Raw genomic sequence first — 21,006 nt, forward strand, 5'->3', positions numbered from 1 at the left:
GTCTTTTGATCAGGGATATTTGATGATAGGCAATCTATTGAGCTTTTAAATTGTCCAAGACATTTTAAGAATGTTCTGTTTTAATTCTGAAAATAAATGCTAAAAATTAATTGAGATCTTGGGGAATGTGGAAAAAAATTCGGGTACTGTGCTTATTGCTGATTTTATTGGTTGTCGCAGTCAATGCCTATAAAGACAAAAAACAAGACTGGAGTAAACCGATCTTTGTATTGTTACATCCAATTAATGCAGATGGTCGAGAGAGCACACAAGCTTATATACAGCAGCTCTCTGTCAATGATTTAAACGATGTTCAGCAATATTTACAAGCGACAGCACAGAAATACCGAGGGCAACCGACTTATGTGTATTTTAAGTTAGGTCGTGAGCTGAAAGTTTTACCTCCCAAAGTACCCAATGACGCCGGTATGTTGGACGTTATCTTATGGAGTTTGAAATTCCGCTACTATGCTTGGCAACAGCATGAAAATGTAGACGGGGTTTCGAGTGTTACGCTCTTTCTAAATTATTACGATCCGAACCAAACCAAAGAACTTAAACATTCCACAGCCTTGGAAAATGGTCGAATTGGATCGGTAAATTTATTTGCATCGAATAAACAGACAGCGCAGAATAAAATCGTTTTAGCCCATGAGTTATTACACGCTTTTGGTGCAACTGATAAATATGATTTGGCCACAGGTCAGCCTATCTTCCCTGTCGGTTATGCAGAACCTGAGCGGCAGCCTTTGTTTCCACAAAGTAAAGCTGAACTAATGGCGGGGCATATTCCTACCTCACAGACGCAAAGTAAAATGCCTGAAGATTTAGCTGATACTGTGGTGAATGACGTCACAGCGATTGAAGTAGGATGGAAAAAATAATGTGGATAAAACCTATCTTATCCACAGTTTCAATTGGCAGTGTGGATAAGATTTGGACTTTTCTTTCATTTTTCTTCATCATGAAGTTGCATAATCCATTGAATAACGAATAACTTGAGAAAAAACATGAGAACAGTAGGCAACGATTTAATTCGCAGTCAGCTCCATGAAAACCGTAAGTGGTATCTCGGTTTAGGTGCTTTATTGGTGGTCTTCGGATTGGTCCTTTTGGCAGCTTTGCCATTTGCGACACTTACGGTGATTTATATTTTTGGTGTGCTGATGATGTTAGGTGGTGTAATCCACTTCGTCGCGGCATTTAAAATTTTTGAAGGCGGCTACCGTTGGTTCTGGGCACTATTTGGTGTGCTGTATTTGGTTGCAGGCTATTATGCATTTACAACGCCTGTCAAAACAGCCATTGTCCTGACCAATTTATTGGCGATTATCTTGATCATTGCAGGGGTCATTCGTATCTTTAATGCTGTGCTATTTCGAGCATTTCAAGGCTGGGGATGGACGCTATTTTCAGGTCTATTGACCTTGATTACGGGTGTGATCATTTTGATGTCGCCTGATGCGCCATTTTGGGTATTAGGATTATTCTTGGCGGTTGATATTTTATTCCAAGGGGTCAACTACCTTACTTTGGCTTCTTATATTCGACGTGAAGTACCGAAAAGCTCGGCAGAGCAGTAAGCTGCTTGCGGATCCAATGAATAAAAAAGAGTGCTGAGGCACTCTTTTTTTATTCACTAGAAATGTGTACAACCCGTTAAGGTTTCACGCTATAGCGGCTACTAATTGCGATACGATTCCATGTATTAATGACAATCGCAAGCCATTCAATCGCACTGATTTGATCATCCGTTAAAAATGGTAGAGCATCTTCATAGACGGCATCGGGAACTTGGCCTTCAGCAATTAACGTGATCGCTTCGATCAAGCTCAAAGCTGCACGTTCTTTTTCATCGTAGTACGCAGTTTCACGCCATGCATTCAGTAGGCTAATACGTTCAATGCTTTCACCTGTTTTCAGTGCATCGTGTGCATGCATACGAATACAGAACGCACATTCGTTGATTTGGGATGCACGTAATTTGAGTAAATGAGCTAATCCTTCACTTAGGCCAGCTTCATTTATTTTTTGCATGGCCAGTGCATCAAGTTCTGCAACTTTTTTATATAGCTCAGGTGCAGACTGACCTAGGTTGATTCGTGACATTTCGAACCTTTCTGATGTTTTTAGATATACCTGCTATTTTAAAACCGTTATGGTTGAGGATAAATTTTATTTTGAGCATTTAGATGACCACTTTTGTTCTTGCGCCCGATTCATTTAAAGAAAGTATGAGTGCTCAACAAGCCTGTGACGCGATGCGGCGTGCAATTTTAAAGCTCATACCTGACGCAAATGTCATCGCTGTGCCAATGGCAGATGGCGGTGAGGGAACTGTAGATGCGTTACTCAGTGCTTGCGACGGTCAAAAAGTGGCGATAGCGCTTACAGGTCCTTTGCCCAATCAACGTGTGACGACGTATTTCGGTTTGATCGACGGTGGAAAAACTGCAGTGATTGAAATGGCAAAAGCCAATGGTATTCATCTTGTCGATATTGCTCAGCGAAATCCTTTACTGACGTCAACTTATGGTACGGGCGAAATGATTCAGGCTGCTCTAGACTTCGGAGTAAGTAAAATTATCATTGGCTTGGGCGGGAGTGTGACCAATGATGGCGGTGCAGGTATGGCGCAGGCCTTGGGGGCACAATTTTTAGATGAAAATGGCTTGGAAATAGCAGTTTGTGGTGGTTGTCTGGATCAAATTAACAGTCTTGATTTGACGCAGCTCGACTCACGTTTAACACACACAGAGATCATCATTGCTAGCGACGTCATGAATCCATTATGTGGTGAAAATGGCGCATCCCATATTTTTGGCCCGCAAAAAGGAGCAACGCAGGAGATGGTGCGTCAGTTAGATCAGAACCTCAATCATTATGCCAATGTCGTTGAAGCGACACTGGGTTGTACTTTACGTGATGCAGCAGGTGCAGGTGCTGCAGGTGGACTAGGTTTTGGGTTGATGGCTTTTGCAGGTGCATCAATGCGATCAGGTGTGGAATTGGTCATTGAACAATGTCAGTTGAATGAAAAAATAGCACAGGCAGATTATGTGCTGACAGGTGAAGGGAAAATTGATCATCAAACTAAGTTCGGTAAAACGCCATTTGGTGTGGCGCAAGTTGCAAAAAAGTTTAATAAACCTGTGATCGCCTTTACTGGTCTAGTGGGTGAGGGGATAGCAGAACTCTATGATTTAGGTTTCACACAGATTGTTGGGATTAATCCACCAGATTGTAAGTTGGAAGATGCATTAAAAAATGCGGAACTAAATTTGGAACATTGCTGTCGAAATGTGATGAGATGTTTGAAATAAAAAATCAAGGTAAAATTTATGAATGCATCTAGCGAGTTTTAAGATAATCATAGTTAGAAAATATGATTAATTTGGTTGAGAATCTTTGCAATATTTTTCCATTGGTTTTTGATTTTTTGGAATTATATTTTCAATGTTTTTTATATTTTCTATTGCATTTTCTTTTGCCCGTTTCGCTTTTAATAATTCAGAATTCTCTGAAGCAATTTCATATTGTGCTTTACTCATTTTATAAGTTGCACATAAATTATCGGATATAAGCTTATGATTGCCAGAAATTAGAGCTACAGCTAGATCATCATGGAGTTGAATTCCTTTCTGATTATTTTTACTTATCAAGTGATCAAATTCAGTTTGAGTCAATTTTTTTGCATAAGATGGATGATTTGTAAATATTATGAGTAATAAAACTGGCTGAAAGAAATGGTTAATTAGCTTAAAATTTTTCATAAACTTATCTTTTTCTAGTTGTAATTTTGATCCTACATTAACATGTATTTTTTTTCAATCTGCTAAACTATACCTATCCATAAAATGATGAGTACACATGAGTTTAGCCAACCTGATTGATGAATTAAATCCTCAACAAAAACAAGCCGCAACAACAGAAGCACAGCATAGCTTGGTTTTGGCGGGAGCAGGTTGTGGTAAAACCAAAACCATCGTAGCGCGTGCAGCTTATTTAATTGATCAAGGCGTGCCTGCTAATCAAATTCAAATTTTGACTTTTACTCGCCGTGCAGCGAGTGAAATTGTTGCTCGTGTGGAGTTGGCTCTAGGTGAGCAAGCCAAAGGGTTACGTGCATCAACCTTTCATACCTTTTGTATGTACCTATTGCGCCGCATTCCAAAAGCTTTTGGTCTAGAACAGTTTTCGATTATTGATCGTGATGATCAGCTCATGATGTTCCGCCTGATTCGTGGCCGTGATGATAAGAAAAACCCCAATCACTTACCCAAGCCAAAAGAACTCTGTGACCTATATTCTTTTGCGCGGAATACGCGTCAAAAACTTAGCATTGCCATGGAAAAGCAAATGCCTGAGTACTTTGCTTTAAAAGATCAAATCGCGGATATCATGAAAGAATACGAAGCTCGTAAACGTGCGCGTAGTTTTCTCGATTATGACGATATCTTGGCGATTGTGGCGAAAGCTTTGGCGGAATCAGATGGACTGGTCGATTATGTTGCTTCAATTTGTCGCCACATGTTGGTTGATGAAATGCAGGATACCAATCCGCTGCAATGGGCGTTACTTGAGCCACTAAAACAACGTGTCAGCTTGTTCTGTGTCGGCGATGATGCACAGTCCATTTACGGCTTCCGTGGTGCAGACTTTGAAAATATTCATCATTTCAAAGAGCGGGTACCCGACGCACAGATTTTTAAACTTGAAAAAAATTATCGTTCAACCCAAGAAATTTTAGACCTGTCGAATTGGTTGTTGGATGAAAGCGAAATTAAATATGACAAACGCTTAGATGCCTATCGTGGTGAAGGGATTAAGCCGAAAATGCATATTTTCCCGAATGAGTTTGATGAAGCCAAATGGATTGCCATTGATATTAAAGAGCGTCATTACCTCGAAGGCAGCAAATGGTCGGATCATATGGTGCTTGTGCGTTCAAGCTTTGCTGCTCGTCATATTGAAGCGGCCTGTATTGCCGCAAACGTGCCGTATCGCTTTATTGGCGGCATGAAATTACTTGAAACAGCCCATGTAAAAGACTTACTCAGTGTATTGCGTGTAGTGGCCAATCCTTTAGATGATATCGCGTGGATGCGCTTTTTAACCTTATGGAATGGTGTGGGTGATGTCGGTGCGAGTAAGTTATCGCAGCAGATTTTACTTGAGCCAGAAATGCAAGCCATTGCAACCAAGTTGGAAAAATTTGGCAAAGTACCTGACCAAGCGATTCTGATGATGAAGCAAATGTCGGTGTTGAAAGATCAGGTCAAAGAATGTGTAAGCTTGGCTGTTCAAGCGATTTCTGAGCAGCTAGAAGAAAACTATAAAAAAGATTGGAACCGACGTGTCGGGGATTTTGATCTGGTGAAACAACTAGCATCAAAGCATACACAGCTCAGTGAATTTCTTGAAGAGTATGTGCTCGATCCTGTGTCCATTTCTGAAATTGAACGGCAATCAGATAGTGATGTGGTCACTTTGATTACCATTCACTCTGCTAAAGGGACAGAACAAAAGGTTTGCTATGTGGCAAATGTGACACCAGGGCAATACCCGCATGCACGTGCTCAGGGTAATTTCGATGAGGTGGAAGAAGAGCGCCGCGTGTTATATGTGGCGCTGACACGTGCGCAAAATGAATTGATTTTGACTAAGCAAAACTTGAACCACTGGGCACGTGAAACTGTGGATGAGCAAGGGCGTAAAGTAGAAAGTTATTTTATGAATGATTTAACTCGAAATTTATGTAGTTTGGAAACACACTATAAAACCCGTCAGCAAACCGTAAAAAGTGCGTTAATCGAAAGAAAATCGATTAATTTAGATTTTGGTATCGATCTCGATTAAAATAGATTTTTGACGTGATTTACACGCAAGTTAAAAAGCAAAATAGACAAATGCTTTTTGATGATGCTGTCTATTTGGAAGATTGAATGAAAATTTTAGTACGTAACTTAGAGCGTTCAGTTACTGAAGCAGAATTGGTTGAACTGTTTAAACCATTTGGCACAGTAGAGTCTGCTGTTGTTGTTATGGATGCAAGCACAGGTAAATCGAAAGGGTTTGGTTTTGTCGAAATGCCAAATGGTCGTGAAGCTGTAAAAGCGATTAAAGGCCTGAATACTTTGAAAGTCAAAGGTGCGGGTATTCGCGTAAAAGCGGCTGAAGATAAGCCTAAAGCATAAATTCAAAAAGGAGCGTAACGCTCCTTTTTTTATCGGTGATCTATGAAAAAATGCTACTCGGCTTTGTCGATTGTTGCGCCATCTGGTTCGAACATTGCTTGTGGGCTTAAAACGCTTGAAGTCCGCTCATGGCAGCCCGAACATTTGCCTTTAAAAGATTTAGTGATCGTGGAAAATCAACGCTACTTACATGAAAGCGGAGATGAAGATATTGGACGTGCAGTGGCGATGGTCGATGTATATGACGTTCATGCATGGACTGAAACAGAGGTAGAGCAAGCGCAGGCGACATATTGGGCAGCAGGGTACTGGGCTTGGCGTCTGGAAAATATCAGGATGATTAATTGGGATATGCCTGTTCCTGCCAAGCGTGACATTTATTTAATTGAAATCGATCATCCATAATATTTATTGTGAATTTCCTAAAAATCCGTTTAAGCTTATTCATGTAGAAAAACGCCAAAATTTAGGGAATTGTTCATGTCTCGTGTTGCTCGCTTTCATGCTGATCGTACCAATCAAAAGTTATATTTTAGCCGTCTTGCATGTCAGCAAGCCGAGCAGACCGATCATGTTCAACAAGCTCAGGCTTATCGCGAAGCAGCGGTTTTTCATTTGCATGGTGCAGTACTTGCGTTTTTACAAGAGTTGGTGCGTTACTATCGTTTAAATGATCCTGCGCCCACGTTAAAGTCGATTGAAACGCTGATGGCTGAAAAAGGTCAGGTATCACCCGAAGTGACTGTTATGCAGCAATTGGCCAAGCAAGGTTTTATTGCAGAGCTGAAACGCGCACATCGTATGTGTCAGTATGCACCTGAACCGTCTGCACCAGAGCCAGAAGATGAAACGTCTTCAAATTTAATTATTAAAGTTACCCAAACACCGCAAGCATGGTTGCCAGATACCGCTATTTTGCGTGAATGGCATCGTGATCTAACTCAATTAATTGATGGATTTCGTAACGAGATGGTGGAGTTCTAATCGGACTATTGCTACTTGAAATAAATTTATTTAACCCGATATAAGATTATCTAAGTAATACAAAGTGCAGATGCCTTTATCACCATGTTGCGCATGGAGGGATATATGTCTATAGAACAGTTGAAAGAACTCTTTGGGAACCAGGAAGCAATTTTAGAGCTGGTTCAATTGGAAGGTGGTGAGTTGGCATTGCGTAATGCAGGCTCAGAAAAAGAGCCTTTGGTGACTATCCAATTCAATGAAGAATTACGCAATATTTTGGGCGATCAAATGAGTGTGATCGCTCAGCAAATGATTCAGGCTGCATTGTTTGGTTTGTTAGAAAAACAAGTGGATGAATGGCATGCCGAAGTGGTTGATGAAAAGCCAAAATATATGAGCTAATCATATAGCTGCTGATTTTGTGGATCATGTTGATGAAAACGCACCTTTCGGTGCGTTTTTTTTATACCCAAAATGGTACTTAGACTGTGCCCAGTTCAGTAGGTGAGATCAGTATCGAACCTAAAAATACAATAAAGACCCCGATGAGCTGTAAGAAAAAAGGATTTTTGGCATCTTGCCAATACAGAATCAGAAAGACGATGGAAATGGGGTAAAACAATAGACAGCCCAGTCCCCATAAAATACTGGTTTTAAATGCAGCGATGAGAAAGCCCAGACCGCCAATCAAAATAATGGCAAGGCCTAAATAGAGTATGTACATGTTTTTCTCGTTTCTTGTTTGAAGTTTTTTAAAATGATGCTTCGTTTGATGCTCATTTTATCAATATGTTTTTTAAATTCAATTATTTGTAATTTTAAAATTAATGAATTATATCCATTAAAAAAAGGCGATGCTTAAATGCATCGCCTTTTTGGTATCACCTTTAAGCGCTTAATTTGACATCTTAGTGTGTCGGTGTTTGGTGATGGGCAATTTGGATTTGATTTAAAATATGATTGCTCATATTTTTCGCCATTTCCTCTTTGGCATAATAAACCTCACCGACATTGTCACGACGAATGACTTCAGCTTCTTCTTTACTTTCCGCACACACCAATACTTGGATAGACGGATTCAGCATTTTGGCAATATCGACAATTTTATGAATATCTAAAATATCCATAGGTGAAATGACCAAAAGGCGTGCGTGTTGAATATGGGCTTGAATTAAAACCCCAGGTTCTGTTGCTACACCGGATACCGCAGCGATGCCTTTTTCCCGCAAGTTTTCCACGATTTCACGGTTTTCTTCAGCAATAACCACTTTAATGTTTTCATTCATTAATTCGCGGGTAATACGACGACCGACTTCACCATGACCAATCAGCACCACCTGATCACGCAGATAATCCTGTGAGACCTCATCCGGCAACATGGCCAATGGGTCACTACTACGTTCCAGTAAACGGGCCAAATTCGAGCGCTCACGGATGAGTCGCTGCATAGGCTCGATTGCAGAAAATATAAATGAATTTAGCGTAATCGAGATTAATGCACCTGCCAATATCAGGTTTTGTCCTTCCATGGAAAGGAGGTTTAGAGATACACCTAAGGTCGCCAAAATAAACGAGAACTCACCAATCTGCGCCAAACTCGCCCCAACGGTTAATGCGGTATTGATGGGGTAACGGAAGAACAACACCAACGCCATTGCAGCGATGGTCTTACCAATCATGATAATGCCGACCACAGCTAAGACGTGAAGCGGTTGTTCAATCAAGATCCGTGGATCAAACAGCATGCCGACGGAGACGAAAAACAGAATCGAAAAAATTTCACGAAGCGGAAGGGTTTCTTCTTCTGCACGGTGACTAAAGTCCGATTCTTTGACTACCATCCCAGCAAAAAATGCGCCCAGTGCCATGGATACACCAAATACCTTGTAGGCACCAAAGGCAATAGACACGGCTGCTGCAACCACAGTGAGCGTGAATAATTCACGTGAGCCTAAGCGTGCAACCACTTGCATAATCATTGGCACTAAGCGTTTACCAATGATTAGCATAAAGGCAATAAAGCCAGCGACTTTGAGTAAAGTTAGACCTAAGGTCAGCCAAATATTTTCATCTGCACTACTTTCTGTGAGTGGCTGTCCACCAAGCAATACTGCTGTGGCAGGGAGTAAGACCAGAACCAAGACCATGACCAGATCTTCAACCAAGAGCCAGCCTACAGCAATTTTACCATTCACGGAGTTAAGTAAGCCTCGGTCACCGAGAGCCTTGAGGAGAACCACCGTACTTGCACACGACAAACTTAAGCCAAAGACCAGCGCTGAGCCCATGCTCCAGCCCCAAAGCATGGAAATTCCCATACCCAGTAAGGTCGCCACTGCAATTTGTAATACTGCACCTGGAAGCGCAATACGTCGAACTTGCATTAGGTCGCTGAGTGAGAAGTGCATACCCACGCCAAACATCAGGAACATGACACCGAGTTCGGCCAACTGGTTAGCGAGATGGATGTCACCAACTACTCCAGGCGTATTTGGGCTAATAATAATACCGGCAATCAGATAGCCGATGAGGGGAGGAAGTCGCAGGCGCGCAGCTATATAGCCAAAAATTAAGGCAAAACCAAAGCCAACAGCAAGTAATATTATGAGTTCTACATCATGAGGCACTAAAAACTCCTTAAGCCTAAGTTAAGGGTAAAAAAGACAAGCACAAAAAGTGCCAAAAGCATTTTGAAAGTTTAGCAATTCGAATAAAAAAAATGCAAAAAAAAACGACCTAAGCAGGTCGTTTTTTTCAAAAAACTAAAATTATTTGATTTTAGCTTCTTTGAAAATTACGTGTTGACGGATTTTTGGATCAAATTTTTTGATTTCCATTTTTTCCGGCATAGTACGTTTGTTCTTAGTGGTAGTGTAGAAATAACCTGTACCAGCAGAAGAAACTAGGCGAATTTTATCACGCATGTTCGTAGCTCCTTAGATCTTTTGACCTTGAGCACGTAGGTCAGCAACAACCTTTTCGATGCCCAATTTGTCGATAATACGCATACCTTTAGTAGTTAGACGAAGACGTACGAAACGTTTTTCGCTTTCTAACCAAAAACGGTGGTGATGCAGGTTCGGCTCGAACCGGCGTTTAGTTTTGTTGTTGGCGTGTGAGACGTTGTTACCAACGACTGGACGCTTGCCGGTAACTTGGCAAACCTTAGACATGGTGTAACTCCATTGATTTAGCCAACAGCAAATCTGTATGGCCAGTCAAAAAAAACATTGAATTCATTCAAGGGGCGTTTTATATCAAAAATGCGCTTAAAAGACAAGCGATTTTGCATAAAACGAACGATCACCTGGTGTGATCGTTCATGCCTTGATCGTTTATCGAAGAAGTGTCTTCGAAATCAGTTTGTGGATCGGCTTATTGAACGGTGGAAGAATGAATTTCAAACTATAGAGTTTTGGATTCGACATCACCGAGCGTTCATGCGACAAACTGAAGAAACCTTCTGGACCATGATATTTACCCATACCCGAAGCCCCCACACCGCCAAACGGCAGGTCATCTTGAGCAACATGGGTTAATACCGTGTTTTGTCCGAAATGTCCTGAATGGGTACGTGTTGCGACATAGTCGGCACGTGCCTGATCAAAGTCGAAATAGTATAAAGCAAGTGGACGAGGACGGCTATTAATAAAAGCAATAACCTCGTCAATTTGATCATATTCCATGATCGGAAGGATCGGACCGAAGATTTCATGCTGCATAATTTGCATGTCTGGAGTGACACCCGTTAAAACAGTCGGTGCAATTTTACGTACAGCGTCCACATCTTCATTTTGTGGGTTAAAACTGATGATTTGTGCGCCTTGATCACGCGCATCTTCTAAATAACCTTGTAGGCGCTTGTACTGCTTGTCATTAATAATCGAGGTGTAGTCCTGATTATGAGCAATACTTGGGTACATAGCTTCAACGCACACTTTATAGTGATCTAAAAATTCAGCAGTTTTACCACGAGGTAAGAACACATAATCAGGTGCAACACAAGTTTGACCTGCATTCCAAAGTTTACCAACCGCAAGACGCTGTGCAACATCCGCAAGGTCAATAGACGGATGAACCAATACAGGTGACTTTCCGCCTAATTCTAAAATCACAGGAACTAAGTTTTCAGACGCAGCAGCCATGACGGTTTTACCGACATTGGTTGAGCCCGTGAAAATCATTTTATCGAAGGCAAGGTGACTAAACGCATCTGAAATTGGGCCACCACCATTGACGACTGCGACCAATTCTTGAGGAAATGCTTCTGCGAGAGCTTTTTCGAGCACATCACCGAATGCCGCAGAGGCACTCGAAATTTTGATCATGGCATGGTTGCCCGCAGCCAAAGCACAAATCAGTGGGCCTATAGAAAGAAGCAGTGGGTAGTTCCATGGCGTAATAATGCCGACGACACCAAGTGGTTGATATTGCACCCATGCTTTTGCAGGTTGATGAATAATTCCGACATGGCGTTTGGATGGTTTCATCCAGTCTGTCAAATGCTTGCTATAATATTTGATGTGTTCAAGACATGTGAGCAACTCACCAATCTTGGTTTCACCAATAGAACGGTTACCATAGTCTTGATTAATTGCATCAGCAAATTGATCTTGATACTTAACTAAGATACGCTTAAGCCGAGCCAAACGGTCTATACGTTCCTTCGCTGTAGGCAATGGGTAACGTAAATACGCTTGTTTCTGCTGTTCCAACATATTGTTGAGATGCTGGTGATCAAAAGAATGTGGTGTCATTGAAGTTGTTTTTGTTTGACTATTCATGTCGCACGACCATATCCAAATTAGCGATTAATTAATTTTTAGAGCAAATACTCTAAATAGTCAAGTTACTTTATGTGTTAGTGTTCTAATGCTTTGAAATAAATGGTTGTTTTAGGATGTCTCACACCAAAACCTTAAAAACGAAAGAACGTATTTTGCAGCTGAGTTTGCAGTTGTTTAATGAGCGTGGAGAGCGTTCAGTGACAACCAATCATATTGCTGCTGAACTGGGAATGAGCCCAGGTAACTTGTATTACCATTTCCGAAATAAAAGTGAAATTATTAAGGAATTAATGGAGCAATATCAGCAAGAAACGCTAGAAATGTTAGCGCTTCCTGATGATCGTCAGCTTGATGCCAATGATAAAATTCGCTATTTCCAAGTGTTAAGTAGCCAATTATGGGCTTATCGATTTTTACATCGTGATGTTTATCACTTGGTCGAAAATAATGAAGATTTCCGCAAAATGTATCCACGTTTTGCCGGTCAAGTTATGCAACAAGGGCAGAAAATTTATCGTGCCTTTGTTGACGCAGACTTAATGCAGATGACCGATTCTGAAATTGAGGCCTTAACCATTAACTTGTGGATCGTGCTGACCAACTGGACCAACTTCCTTTATATGTCGGGCCATATTACCGACTCCAATACTTTGGAAGAAAAGTGGGTGTGGCAAGCACTGCGACAAATGGTGTTCTTAGAAGGCGCATATCTACGTGGTGAAAGCCGTGAAACCTATGAGCGATTGCTCGAAACTTTAGGGCCGTCGGACTTGTTTGCAAGTCTTTCAAACGTAAAGCATCAGGTTACTGAATAAGACTATTTAGTCTGGCTTTAAAAAGCGTTAGAATACTCGGCTCTTTTTTCAATTTAACTGATTAGTGATATAAACCAACATGAATATGTCGACCGCTAACACAGCACGCTTACTCATTACCTGTGAAGATAAACCAGGGATTGTGCAAGCTGTATCGAGCTTTTTGTATCATCAGGGAGCAAATATTACCGCACTTGATCAATACGCGACTGAAGCTCAAGGGGGGCGATACTTCATGCGTGTTGAGTTCGAATTGGACAATTTACAAAGCCGTAAAGAAAGTCTAACTCAAACATTTGCGAGCAATGTTGCTGAGCGTTACAACATGCACTGGCGTTTAGCTTTAGTCAGTGATGTGAAGAAAGTCGGTATCTTGGTGTCAAAAGTTGACCATGCTTTGCTTGAGCTGTTGTGGCGTCATGCACGTGGTGGTTTGCCATGTGAAATCACCAAAGTCGTGTCTAACCACGATGCTTTACGTGAATCTGTAGAAAATTTCGGTATTCCGTTTGAAGTTGTTCCTGTGAATAAAGAAAACAAACGTGAAGCTTATGAGCAAATTGATCAGTTGATGCAAGGCAATGATTTATTGGTTCTTGCTCGTTATATGCAAATTTTAGACGAAGAATTTGTTCAAAAATGGGAAATGAAAGTGATCAATATTCACCATTCATTCCTCCCAGCCTTTGTTGGTGCGAACCCATATAAACAAGCGCATGAAAAAGGTGTGAAGTTGATTGGTGCGACAGCGCACTATGTGACTGCTGATCTTGACCAAGGGCCGATTATTGAGCAAGACGTAGAGCGTGTAAGTCACGACTTTACTGTTGAGCAATTGCGTGAGTTAGGTCAGGACGTAGAGCGTAATGTACTCGCACGTGCAGTCAAATGGCATCTTGAAGATCGTATTATTGTCGATGGTAATAAAACTGTTGTATTTCAATAAAACGAGATGAATTTTTGAATAAAAGGGCATACTTTAGGTATGCCTTTTTTATATTATGATTAAAAAAAGTCATTAAAACTGACGAATTAATAGTTGCAAATGAAAACACTTCTCATTTATTATTGCCGTACTTTAATTGTGCTAACCGATGAGCATGATTGTATTTTTGACAAAATAAATGCAATCGCTTCTTCAAGGTAACTGAGTTTAATGAGTCAATCTCCCGCTCCAATGATGCAATCACCTAACCCGATGAAAAAGAAAATCATTACTGCGCTTCTCGCTGTTGTGGTAGGGCATATGGGAGTATTGTGGGCGGTCAGCAATATGAAAGCACCAGAACTTAAACCGATCGAAAAAGATCCGATTAAAGTTCGCTTTGTGAAGATTGTTGAAGAGAAAAAACCAGAACCTCCGAAGCCAAAACCAGAACCGAAGAAAGAGCCACCAAAGCCAAAAGAAGTTAAAATTGTAGATAAGCCTTTACCACCTCCACCGAAGAAAGTGGAAAAAGTGGAACAGGTGAAAAAGAAAGATGCGCCGAAACCAACTGTTGAAGCGGTCAAAAACGTACCACCAACACCTGTTGTTTCAACTGTGGTTTCTGAAACGAAAGTCGTTCGTGTTGAACCAACACCTCCGGCACCTGTTGCACCACCACCTGCGCCTCCAGCACCACCTGCGCCACCGACACCTAAAACTGTGAGCATTGGTAATGGTGTCAGTTGGATTAAGAAACCTAATGTTCAATTTGAAGATGGTGAATTAAAAGCGTCGTGTACAGTTGAAGTTGCGATTGCAGCAAGTGCTGAAGGTAAAGTCGAATCAGCAACGATTAAAAACTCGACTTGTGGCGCTGCTGTGAACCGTAAAGTGACTGCAGCAGTGAAGCGTGCGCGTTTATCCAAATATATTGATAATGGTGTGGCAACTCCGACGCGAGTTGATCAACCATTTAACTTTAAACTTAATTAAGATTCCGGCTAACCCATTAGGAGTTCGAATATGAACTTTTCAGTTTATTGGCAACATGCAGATGCAGTCAGCAAAACACTGTATTTCGTGTTACTTGCAATGTCGATTGCGACTTGGACGATCTTCGTTCTTCGTATTATGGGCACACGTCAGCTCAAGCAAGTGGCATATAACCACCTTGCAGATGCACTAAGCAAACTGAAAGCGAAATTTGCTCCTTTAGCTTTTGAACAACGTAAGGCTGTGGCAGAACAAGCATTACTACGTCAAATTTCGGTAGAAAAAGCTAATGCTGAAAAAGGCGTATCTGTATTGGGTACGATTGCTTCAATTGCACCGTTCGTAGGTTTGTTCGGTACAGTATGGGGTATTTTTCATGCCCTTGTAGCAGTAGGAAAAAGCGGTCAAGCAGGTCTTGCACAAGTAGCAACACCAGTTGGTGAAGCCTTGATCATGACCGGTCTTGGTTTGGCTGTGGCGATTCCTGCGGTTTTGGCTTATAACATCTGTGTTCGTTTTAACCGTACACTTTCGAATGAATTGCAAGATCAAGCGCATGGTTTATTGATTGATACTATGTTGCAACAAGAATCTGCAGCGAAGAAAGAAGACGTGAAAACTGCACAGCAAAGTTTAGCTGGAGGTCAAGCTTAATGGCTTTTCAATTGGGTGAAGACAACGATGCTGGCATGAATGAGATGAACCTCATTCCGCTCATCGATATTATGTTGGTATTGATGATCATCTTCTTGGTGACTGCGACTGTTGCCAACCCATCAATTCCATTAACCTTGCCACAAACGACTGCAGAAGTGATTGATCTGCCAACTGAAAGCGTAACCATCAGCATTAACTCAGCGGGTGATATCGCTTGGAATGGTGATATTGTCACGCTCGAAGATTTAGAAAGTCGTCTAAATACAGCTGGTCAGCAAGAACGTAAGCCTGCATTGGTATTAAAAGCCGATAAAGAATCACGTTATGACACAGTTGCACAAGTGATGTCGCGTGCGAGTGGAGCCGGACTCAGCGATATCGCCTTTGCCAGTGATAACTAAGCACTGAGCAAAGATAACTAAAAAAAGCGACTGAAATGTCGCTTTTTTTATGTCTCTATTTTGAAAATAGATGCCGTTTAATTAGATCACTCAGATTTGAGTAGGTCTTGAAATTTGCTACGTAATTTCATGAGTTTAGGTGGTATTGAAAAATTACAATAACCTTGGTTTGGGTTACGTGCAAAGAAGTTTTGATGATATTCTTCGGCAGGGTAGAAGGTTGGCATTGGACTCAGTTCAGTCACGATATTGATGCCTTCAGCTTTTAATTCTTCAATACGTTGTTCAGCAAGCTTCTTTTGTGATTCGTCCTGATAGAAAATCACTGAGCGATACTGTGTACCGACATCATTGCCTTGACGGTTCAGCGTGGTTGGATCGTGAGTTGCGAAAAATACATCTAGCAATTGGCTAAAACTGATTTGGCTGTCATCAAAATTGATCTGAATGACTTCTGCATGTTGGGTGTTTCCCTCACAGATTTGCTCATAGCTCGGATGCTGAGTAACTCCCCCTGCATAACCACTGACGACTGTTTGCGCGCCCTTTAGTTGTAGAAAAACTGCTTCAACACACCAAAAGCACCCACCACCAAATACCGCTTGTTGCATAGTGAAATCCTATCTTGTTCCCTGATGTTTAATATGGGGTTATAGCTAAAAACTGCAATGTACGTCTGTATACTAATCACTAGTTTATGTGCATTAAATGTCTCTGGCATGACTGAACAGTGAATAAAAAAGTCTGCCGAAGCAGACTTTTTTAATGATTTAACGCGGTTGAACAGCGCTTTCATATTGAATTAATAAATTGCCGTGACGGTCTAGCAATTTCAAGGTTTTTCCAAAAACTTGATAATGCGTTACCTTTTCGAGTGCTGCATGGTACTGTCGCTCTAGCCCATTGTTATTGAGACAAGCCATTTGTGTCGCAGCAATCGGGCCAAACGTTATGGTGTCTTTGCCAGCATTATAGCCACCCATTATACGATTACAGCCGTCTGCACCTGAGACACGTTTTGAAGCCGCATCGAATTGAATGCTTGGAATATTATGCGCATTGGGTGCTGTTTTGATTGGAGTGTTGCCAATCTGAGTGGCAATCCAAGTACGGTTTTGTAATAGGTTTAAATTTTCAGTTATGGTGTTGTCTTGTGCAGGCATGCTTTCACAGCCTGTCACCACTAAAGTTGAAACCAAAGTTGCAGCAACAAATATTTGTTTTAGCATCGGAATTTCCCCGTGGAAGCATTTCAACTATCTAAGCAAATATCGCACAGATAAGCTAGCCATATTTGTATCAATATTTAAGAATTACAATTGATTGGCGCTTGGATTGGACTGTGAATGCGGCAAACCTTGTCGGATTAACTTCGAATATTGTTCACTGCTCAGTTGCTTGATTTGAGAGACACGAGGGTTAACATGGGCTTTTTGATACCATGTTTTCATATCCCAATTTTGGTCTATGGCATGGAGGTCATATAAATAATTCGGCAAATAACCGGATGCAAATAAGCGGTAATCGGTTGGAAGTTGATGTTTGGAAACAGCTTGAATCATGTCAAAAACCAGTGTTGTACAATTACTGGTGAGCGTGTTGTACCATTTAGGTTGAGTCTGCAGTTCATCGGCTTTATGTAAATATTCAATAAACAGCGCCTGCATTTCAGATTTTGGCATGTTTACGGGGAAGAAATAGACCTGTTCTCCGCGTGTATTGCTGCGGGTATAGATGATATCTTTTTCATCTGATGCAATAAGGCTCAGTTCATATTTACGGAAAAAACCACCAATCGCAGAGAATTCTTCGTTTTTCTCTTTGCGAATTTCAATCGAAAATGTCAGCGGTGGTCGGTCAGCAAAATCAAAACTGACCAAGGTATGGGCGATTTGCGGCCCCATCCAATACGAGGTAATGATGTTGACGCCATTGATTTGACTCAGGTCATATTGGCGGGTTTCCCAACGCGGGGTATAGCCGCCATCGGCATGCCAGTCGAAATTACGCACATTGTGCAAGGTGACAAGATTGCCTTGCTTTTCATAATGTAGAATTTCTGCTACTTCAGGATTCCATTCACGATCTTGGCGTGCTTCCATGCCAAAATACCAAAATAGACCACAGATAAAGCCCACAATATAAATCAAGACATCTTTACGACGGCTAAAAAAGTGTTGGGTAATATAGATGCCTAAAATGCTCAGGGCGAAAGCAATCCAGATCCCAATGATAATGCGGCTGCCTAACCAGCCTGCCGGTTGCTGTATCCACAGGGCGGCACAGAGCCAAATCGAAGAGCAGAGGACAAATACACTAAATAGGGCATGAAGAATACTTCGCCCTATTTTTTTGAACATTGCTCGTTGGTCACTCTGTTGCATATTTTTCTTTTAGCTTAAGATTTTTCTTTATTTTCGGTAAGTTGCGAACTCAAAAGCAATCCCAGTTTTGTCGTCGATGTGTTGTTCTGATGCCACTTTTTGAAAGTCCGCAGGAATTTCAGGATAATGCGCATCACCTTGAACATCGAGTTCAACATGCGTGAGTTCTAAACGGTCTGCGATGCCGATGGTTTGCTTAAAAATTTCACCACCACCAATAATAAACAAACTCGTTGGTTTTTCTGAACTCGCGACATCAGCAACAGCTTGCGTTAACGCCTCATCGATACTATATGCGACTTTGGTACCTTCAAATGACCAATTGCTATCTCGTGTAATCACCCAATTGACACGCTTCGGTAGGGTACGTCCCATAGACTCTAGGGTTTTGCGTCCCATAACCACCACACCACCTTGGGTGATGGCTTTAAAGTGTTGTAAATCTGCAGAAATATGCCACGGCAAATCATTCCCTTTACCAATGCAGCGCTGCTGATCCATAGCGACAACGTGCACGATTTCTAAATTTTGAAATGCCATAGTTTGAACTCAAATAGCCGAAATATTTGCCGTCTATTAGAATGCAAAATCCCGCTTGAGGTAAAGCGGGATTTTGCTTTTCACTTGGGATTTCTAAAAATTAAACAGCAACAGGGGCTTTAATCGCAGGATGTGATTCATAACCTACAATTTCAATATCTTCAAATTGAAAATCGAAAAGATCGGTGATTTCAGGGTTGAGTTTTAATTGGCACAGACCCATTGGTTCACGTGTCAGTTGCAACTGCGCTTGTTCGAAATGGTTGGCATATAAATGTTTTATACCCCCAATCTTATGCACAATATGCTTCCTTTGTTGGTGGTTAGTATAAAAACTTGACTGTGCATTTTGTATTTTGCACAGTTAGGAACCTTAACCATCAACTAGAAAATGTAAATTAAATTTTAACCTTAGTTCTAGGTGTCACTTAATAAACTATCTTCTAAAAAACTAATTATAGATAAACCTAACGCATTTAACCAATCATTCAGCTCTAGTACATCTAATCTTCTGTCAAAATTTTCTACTTTTGCTATGTAAGATTGAGGTTTCTTTAAAGACGAAGCTAGTTCTACCTGAGTTATTTTTTTTGACTCACGTATAGCAATAAGGTCATGTATCAACTTTCTGTATCTAGGATCGTGTATTGAGCTCATAGCTCAAGATGTTGTACTATTATGTTTAATATCCCAAAATGGGATATTTTTATATTATAGTGGTATACTTTTTATGTGTTTAACTCAATCTCTTAATGAATGTTTCGTTGAATTCTTGACAAATACAAGCTTTAGATCAGAAGAATTCAAAGATGTTAGGAAGATGTTTGTTAATGCCTATCCAGAATTTAGATCGAACTGTTTTTATCATAAAACGTATCAGATATTTAGACGTCTACAAAAAAGTGGATATATTGAATTAGATAGTTGGTAATCCCCCCTAAAAATAATAGGATCTAAAAGTAGAATTTTCTCTTAAGATACGAGCAGGAGATTCTGCATGAAAACATCTAAATTTACTGACAGTCAGATCATGTCCATCTTGAAACAGGCAGAATCTGGCACACCTGTAGCGACCCTTTGCCGTGAACACGGCATGAGTAATGCTACCTTTTATAAATGGCGTGCCAAATATGGTGGTATGGATACATCATTAATGGCTCGACTGAAAGAGCTAGAAGCCGAAAATACCAGACTTAAAAAGATGTATGCGGAAGAGCGATTAAAGGCCGAAATCATCCAGGAAGCGATGGCAATGAGCAGCACTGCTGCGCAAGGGTAAAGCCATCTTGCCAGCGTAAGATGGCACAACAGGCAGTTGCCCAGCATGCCATTAGTATTCGTTTGGCTTGTAAAGCATTTGGCATTAGTGAAACCTGCTACCGCTATCAAGCCAAACTCAGCGATGACAATGCACTCATTGCTGAACAGCTCATTGAACTCACTGAGGAAAATTCCGATTGGGGCTTTGGTTTGTGCTTCTCGTATTTACGGCATGTTGAGAGTTGCTGCTGGAATCACAAGCGGGTTTACCGCATTTACTGTGAGTTGGCACTGAATCTGCGTATTAAACCGAGAAGAAGACTAAAACGGCATGCGCCTGAACCATTGAAAGAACCAATCCGAGAAAATCAGGTTTGGTCATTAGATTTTATGCATGATCAGCTTTCCGATGGTCGCAAGTTTCGATTATTGAATGTGATTGATGATTACCGCCGCGAAGGCCTAGCCATTGAAGCAGGGTTCTCATTGCCCACAATCAGGGTTATTCGTACGTTGAATCAATTGCTGGAGTGGAGAGAAAAACCGTTAGTGATCCGATGCGATAATGGTCCCGAATTTATCAGTCACGAATTTGTGCGCTGGGCTACTGAGCACGGTATTCGTATTGAATATATTCAACCGGGTAAGCCACAGCAGAATGCGTATATTGAACGCTATAATCGGACCATACGTTATAGTTGGCTGAGCAAGCATTTATTTGATACTTTGGATGAAGTACAAGATTATGCAACAAACTGGTTGTGGCATTACAACCATGAAAGACCACATCAAGCTAACAAAGGAAAGCCACCTCTAATGGCTGCTTAACCTCTACTTTTAACTTCGGTTATTTATGGGAGGATTACCCTCTGATTTCAGGGGTATATTTTAATTTTGTCATCGGGGTAGTCTCTCAGAATATTGACTCTCCGACAAACCCGGTACGGTTCAATCTATTGTTATTCTTACCTGAAATTGATGTGAGCTTATAGAGACAAGGTAAATTTGCAAAAGTGCCGGCTATTCAGTGTTCATTGAATGTTTAATTTAATTTATTAAGCTTGACCTTGGAGTGGCT

The 21,006-nt window shown here is 41.1% G+C and carries 26 protein-coding genes and 1 pseudogene; 14 read left to right on the forward strand and 13 right to left on the reverse strand.

Features of this window, described 5'->3' with window-relative positions; genetic code table 11:
* Nucleotides 1-125 precede the first annotated feature (125 nt).
* Both FTU29_RS12005 and FTU29_RS12010 read left to right on the forward strand, forming a co-directional pair.
* Entirely contained in the window at nt 126-884 is a 759-nt protein-coding gene (locus tag FTU29_RS12005; protein ID WP_180122029.1) for a hypothetical protein, read from the forward strand.
* A gap of 126 nt (nt 885-1,010) precedes the next feature.
* Nucleotides 1,011-1,583 carry an HdeD family acid-resistance protein gene (locus FTU29_RS12010; protein WP_180021110.1) on the forward strand — a complete coding sequence of 191 codons (573 nt, stop codon included), beginning with the start codon at nt 1,011-1,013 and terminating at the stop codon, nt 1,581-1,583.
* Between the two features lie 76 nt (nt 1,584-1,659).
* On the opposite strand, the gene FTU29_RS12015 is transcribed toward FTU29_RS12010, so the two are convergent.
* Nucleotides 1,660-2,109 (reverse strand): carboxymuconolactone decarboxylase family protein, encoded by a 450-nt coding sequence (locus FTU29_RS12015; RefSeq protein ID WP_180007165.1) that lies wholly within the window; start codon nt 2,107-2,109, stop codon nt 1,660-1,662.
* An 83-nt stretch (nt 2,110-2,192) separates the two neighbouring features.
* Here FTU29_RS12015 and FTU29_RS12020 point away from each other — a divergent pair, with 83 nt between their 5' ends.
* Nucleotides 2,193-3,323, forward strand: a complete 1,131-nt coding sequence (locus FTU29_RS12020; protein ID WP_180122031.1) for a glycerate kinase — start codon at nt 2,193-2,195, stop codon at nt 3,321-3,323.
* 66 nt (nt 3,324-3,389) lie between these two features.
* On the opposite strand, the gene FTU29_RS12025 is transcribed toward FTU29_RS12020, so the two are convergent.
* Nucleotides 3,390-3,773, reverse strand: a complete 384-nt coding sequence (locus tag FTU29_RS12025; RefSeq protein ID WP_180122033.1) for a hypothetical protein — start codon at nt 3,771-3,773, stop codon at nt 3,390-3,392.
* A gap of 97 nt (nt 3,774-3,870) precedes the next feature.
* Here FTU29_RS12025 and FTU29_RS12030 point away from each other — a divergent pair, with 97 nt between their 5' ends.
* From FTU29_RS12030 to FTU29_RS12050, 5 genes are all read left to right on the forward strand, one after another.
* Nucleotides 3,871-5,859, forward strand: a complete 1,989-nt coding sequence (locus tag FTU29_RS12030; RefSeq protein ID WP_180122035.1) for an ATP-dependent helicase — start codon at nt 3,871-3,873, stop codon at nt 5,857-5,859.
* 86 nt (nt 5,860-5,945) lie between these two features.
* Nucleotides 5,946-6,197 (forward strand): RNA-binding protein, encoded by a 252-nt coding sequence (locus tag FTU29_RS12035; RefSeq protein WP_180122036.1) that lies wholly within the window; start codon nt 5,946-5,948, stop codon nt 6,195-6,197.
* A gap of 42 nt (nt 6,198-6,239) precedes the next feature.
* The gene (locus tag FTU29_RS12040) at nt 6,240-6,602 is read left to right on the forward strand and encodes an ASCH domain-containing protein (RefSeq protein WP_180122038.1); all 363 of its coding nucleotides are present in this window, start codon (nt 6,240-6,242) and stop codon (nt 6,600-6,602) included.
* Nucleotides 6,603-6,677: 75 nt separating this feature from the next.
* Nucleotides 6,678-7,181, forward strand: coding sequence for a DUF6586 family protein (locus FTU29_RS12045; protein ID WP_180010190.1), 504 nt, complete (start codon nt 6,678-6,680; stop codon nt 7,179-7,181).
* Nucleotides 7,182-7,286: 105 nt separating this feature from the next.
* Nucleotides 7,287-7,565, forward strand: coding sequence for a hypothetical protein (locus tag FTU29_RS12050; protein ID WP_078192732.1), 279 nt, complete (start codon nt 7,287-7,289; stop codon nt 7,563-7,565).
* A 79-nt stretch (nt 7,566-7,644) separates the two neighbouring features.
* On the opposite strand, the gene FTU29_RS12055 is transcribed toward FTU29_RS12050, so the two are convergent.
* From FTU29_RS12055 to FTU29_RS12075, 5 genes are all read right to left on the reverse strand, one after another.
* Entirely contained in the window at nt 7,645-7,887 is a 243-nt protein-coding gene (locus FTU29_RS12055; RefSeq protein WP_078192731.1) for a hypothetical protein, read from the reverse strand.
* Nucleotides 7,888-8,071: 184 nt separating this feature from the next.
* Entirely contained in the window at nt 8,072-9,790 is a 1,719-nt protein-coding gene (locus tag FTU29_RS12060) for a cation:proton antiporter (RefSeq protein ID WP_180122040.1), read from the reverse strand.
* Nucleotides 9,791-9,931: 141 nt separating this feature from the next.
* Nucleotides 9,932-10,087 carry a 50S ribosomal protein L33 gene (gene rpmG, locus FTU29_RS12065; RefSeq protein ID WP_001205031.1) on the reverse strand — a complete coding sequence of 52 codons (156 nt, stop codon included), beginning with the start codon at nt 10,085-10,087 and terminating at the stop codon, nt 9,932-9,934.
* Between the two features lie 12 nt (nt 10,088-10,099).
* Nucleotides 10,100-10,336: a 50S ribosomal protein L28 gene (rpmB, locus tag FTU29_RS12070; RefSeq protein ID WP_000048256.1), complete on the reverse strand. Its 237-nt coding sequence runs from the start codon at nt 10,334-10,336 to the stop codon at nt 10,100-10,102.
* A 162-nt stretch (nt 10,337-10,498) separates the two neighbouring features.
* The gene (locus tag FTU29_RS12075; RefSeq protein WP_180034939.1) at nt 10,499-11,947 is read right to left on the reverse strand and encodes a coniferyl aldehyde dehydrogenase; all 1,449 of its coding nucleotides are present in this window, start codon (nt 11,945-11,947) and stop codon (nt 10,499-10,501) included.
* 116 nt (nt 11,948-12,063) lie between these two features.
* Between FTU29_RS12075 and FTU29_RS12080 the strand changes: the two genes are divergently transcribed.
* The 5 genes from FTU29_RS12080 (at nt 12,064) to FTU29_RS12100 (ending at nt 15,744) form a co-directional block, all read left to right on the forward strand.
* A complete protein-coding gene (locus FTU29_RS12080) occupies nt 12,064-12,765 on the forward strand; it encodes a TetR/AcrR family transcriptional regulator (RefSeq protein ID WP_180122042.1) in 702 nt (233 codons plus the stop codon).
* A 79-nt stretch (nt 12,766-12,844) separates the two neighbouring features.
* Complete coding sequence (gene purU / locus FTU29_RS12085; protein WP_078192727.1) at nt 12,845-13,711, forward strand: formyltetrahydrofolate deformylase; 867 nt, start codon at nt 12,845-12,847, stop codon at nt 13,709-13,711.
* 210 nt (nt 13,712-13,921) lie between these two features.
* Nucleotides 13,922-14,686 (forward strand): TonB family protein, encoded by a 765-nt coding sequence (locus tag FTU29_RS12090; RefSeq protein ID WP_111884065.1) that lies wholly within the window; start codon nt 13,922-13,924, stop codon nt 14,684-14,686.
* Nucleotides 14,687-14,716: 30 nt separating this feature from the next.
* Entirely contained in the window at nt 14,717-15,340 is a 624-nt protein-coding gene (locus FTU29_RS12095; RefSeq protein WP_078192725.1) for a MotA/TolQ/ExbB proton channel family protein, read from the forward strand.
* Nucleotides 15,340-15,744, forward strand: a complete 405-nt coding sequence (locus FTU29_RS12100) for a biopolymer transporter ExbD (protein ID WP_078192724.1) — start codon at nt 15,340-15,342, stop codon at nt 15,742-15,744. Before FTU29_RS12095 ends, FTU29_RS12100 begins: the two co-directional genes overlap by 1 nt.
* 86 nt (nt 15,745-15,830) lie before the next feature.
* Here FTU29_RS12100 and msrA read toward each other — a convergent pair whose 3' ends face one another.
* From msrA to FTU29_RS12130, 6 genes are all read right to left on the reverse strand, one after another.
* Nucleotides 15,831-16,355, reverse strand: a complete 525-nt coding sequence (gene msrA / locus FTU29_RS12105; RefSeq protein ID WP_180122045.1) for a peptide-methionine (S)-S-oxide reductase MsrA — start codon at nt 16,353-16,355, stop codon at nt 15,831-15,833.
* 159 nt (nt 16,356-16,514) lie between these two features.
* Nucleotides 16,515-16,973 carry an META domain-containing protein gene (locus tag FTU29_RS12110; protein WP_111884063.1) on the reverse strand — a complete coding sequence of 153 codons (459 nt, stop codon included), beginning with the start codon at nt 16,971-16,973 and terminating at the stop codon, nt 16,515-16,517.
* A gap of 84 nt (nt 16,974-17,057) precedes the next feature.
* Entirely contained in the window at nt 17,058-18,128 is a 1,071-nt protein-coding gene (locus tag FTU29_RS12115; protein WP_180106279.1) for a DUF4105 domain-containing protein, read from the reverse strand.
* 27 nt (nt 18,129-18,155) lie between these two features.
* Complete coding sequence (locus FTU29_RS12120; RefSeq protein ID WP_168377882.1) at nt 18,156-18,668, reverse strand: dihydrofolate reductase; 513 nt, start codon at nt 18,666-18,668, stop codon at nt 18,156-18,158.
* A 100-nt stretch (nt 18,669-18,768) separates the two neighbouring features.
* Nucleotides 18,769-19,032: a thymidylate synthase gene (locus tag FTU29_RS12125; protein WP_257226928.1), complete on the reverse strand. Its 264-nt coding sequence runs from the start codon at nt 19,030-19,032 to the stop codon at nt 18,769-18,771.
* 53 nt (nt 19,033-19,085) lie between these two features.
* Nucleotides 19,086-19,325, reverse strand: a complete 240-nt coding sequence (locus FTU29_RS12130) for a helix-turn-helix domain-containing protein (protein ID WP_023188500.1) — start codon at nt 19,323-19,325, stop codon at nt 19,086-19,088.
* A gap of 340 nt (nt 19,326-19,665) precedes the next feature.
* On the opposite strand from FTU29_RS12130, the pseudogene FTU29_RS12135 reads away from it, so the two are divergent.
* Nucleotides 19,666-20,756 (forward strand): annotated as a pseudogene (locus tag FTU29_RS12135) (IS3 family transposase).
* The last annotated feature ends 250 nt before the right edge of the window (nt 20,757-21,006 follow it).

Source organism: Acinetobacter sp. YH12086 (genome assembly GCF_013419345.1).
Classification (GTDB): Bacteria; Pseudomonadota; Gammaproteobacteria; order Pseudomonadales; family Moraxellaceae; genus Acinetobacter; species Acinetobacter amyesii.

Coding starts and splice junctions, on each gene's coding strand:
- FTU29_RS12005 (WP_180122029.1), top strand. CDS start 126: ATGTGGAAAAAAATTCGGGTACTGTGCTTATTGCTGATTTTATTGGTT.
- FTU29_RS12010 (WP_180021110.1), top strand. CDS start 1,011: ATGAGAACAGTAGGCAACGATTTAATTCGCAGTCAGCTCCATGAAAAC.
- FTU29_RS12015 (WP_180007165.1), bottom strand. CDS start 2,109: ATGTCACGAATCAACCTAGGTCAGTCTGCACCTGAGCTATATAAAAAA.
- FTU29_RS12020 (WP_180122031.1), top strand. CDS start 2,193: ATGACCACTTTTGTTCTTGCGCCCGATTCATTTAAAGAAAGTATGAGT.
- FTU29_RS12025 (WP_180122033.1), bottom strand. CDS start 3,773: ATGAAAAATTTTAAGCTAATTAACCATTTCTTTCAGCCAGTTTTATTA.
- FTU29_RS12030 (WP_180122035.1), top strand. CDS start 3,871: ATGAGTTTAGCCAACCTGATTGATGAATTAAATCCTCAACAAAAACAA.
- FTU29_RS12035 (WP_180122036.1), top strand. CDS start 5,946: ATGAAAATTTTAGTACGTAACTTAGAGCGTTCAGTTACTGAAGCAGAA.
- FTU29_RS12040 (WP_180122038.1), top strand. CDS start 6,240: ATGAAAAAATGCTACTCGGCTTTGTCGATTGTTGCGCCATCTGGTTCG.
- FTU29_RS12045 (WP_180010190.1), top strand. CDS start 6,678: ATGTCTCGTGTTGCTCGCTTTCATGCTGATCGTACCAATCAAAAGTTA.
- FTU29_RS12050 (WP_078192732.1), top strand. CDS start 7,287: ATGTCTATAGAACAGTTGAAAGAACTCTTTGGGAACCAGGAAGCAATT.
- FTU29_RS12055 (WP_078192731.1), bottom strand. CDS start 7,887: ATGTACATACTCTATTTAGGCCTTGCCATTATTTTGATTGGCGGTCTG.
- rpmG (WP_001205031.1), bottom strand. CDS start 10,087: ATGCGTGATAAAATTCGCCTAGTTTCTTCTGCTGGTACAGGTTATTTC.
- rpmB (WP_000048256.1), bottom strand. CDS start 10,336: ATGTCTAAGGTTTGCCAAGTTACCGGCAAGCGTCCAGTCGTTGGTAAC.
- FTU29_RS12075 (WP_180034939.1), bottom strand. CDS start 11,947: ATGAATAGTCAAACAAAAACAACTTCAATGACACCACATTCTTTTGAT.
- FTU29_RS12080 (WP_180122042.1), top strand. CDS start 12,064: ATGTCTCACACCAAAACCTTAAAAACGAAAGAACGTATTTTGCAGCTG.
- purU (WP_078192727.1), top strand. CDS start 12,845: ATGAATATGTCGACCGCTAACACAGCACGCTTACTCATTACCTGTGAA.
- FTU29_RS12090 (WP_111884065.1), top strand. CDS start 13,922: ATGAGTCAATCTCCCGCTCCAATGATGCAATCACCTAACCCGATGAAA.
- FTU29_RS12095 (WP_078192725.1), top strand. CDS start 14,717: ATGAACTTTTCAGTTTATTGGCAACATGCAGATGCAGTCAGCAAAACA.
- FTU29_RS12100 (WP_078192724.1), top strand. CDS start 15,340: ATGGCTTTTCAATTGGGTGAAGACAACGATGCTGGCATGAATGAGATG.
- msrA (WP_180122045.1), bottom strand. CDS start 16,355: ATGCAACAAGCGGTATTTGGTGGTGGGTGCTTTTGGTGTGTTGAAGCA.
- FTU29_RS12110 (WP_111884063.1), bottom strand. CDS start 16,973: ATGCTAAAACAAATATTTGTTGCTGCAACTTTGGTTTCAACTTTAGTG.
- FTU29_RS12115 (WP_180106279.1), bottom strand. CDS start 18,128: ATGCAACAGAGTGACCAACGAGCAATGTTCAAAAAAATAGGGCGAAGT.
- FTU29_RS12120 (WP_168377882.1), bottom strand. CDS start 18,668: ATGGCATTTCAAAATTTAGAAATCGTGCACGTTGTCGCTATGGATCAG.
- FTU29_RS12130 (WP_023188500.1), bottom strand. CDS start 19,325: ATGAGCTCAATACACGATCCTAGATACAGAAAGTTGATACATGACCTT.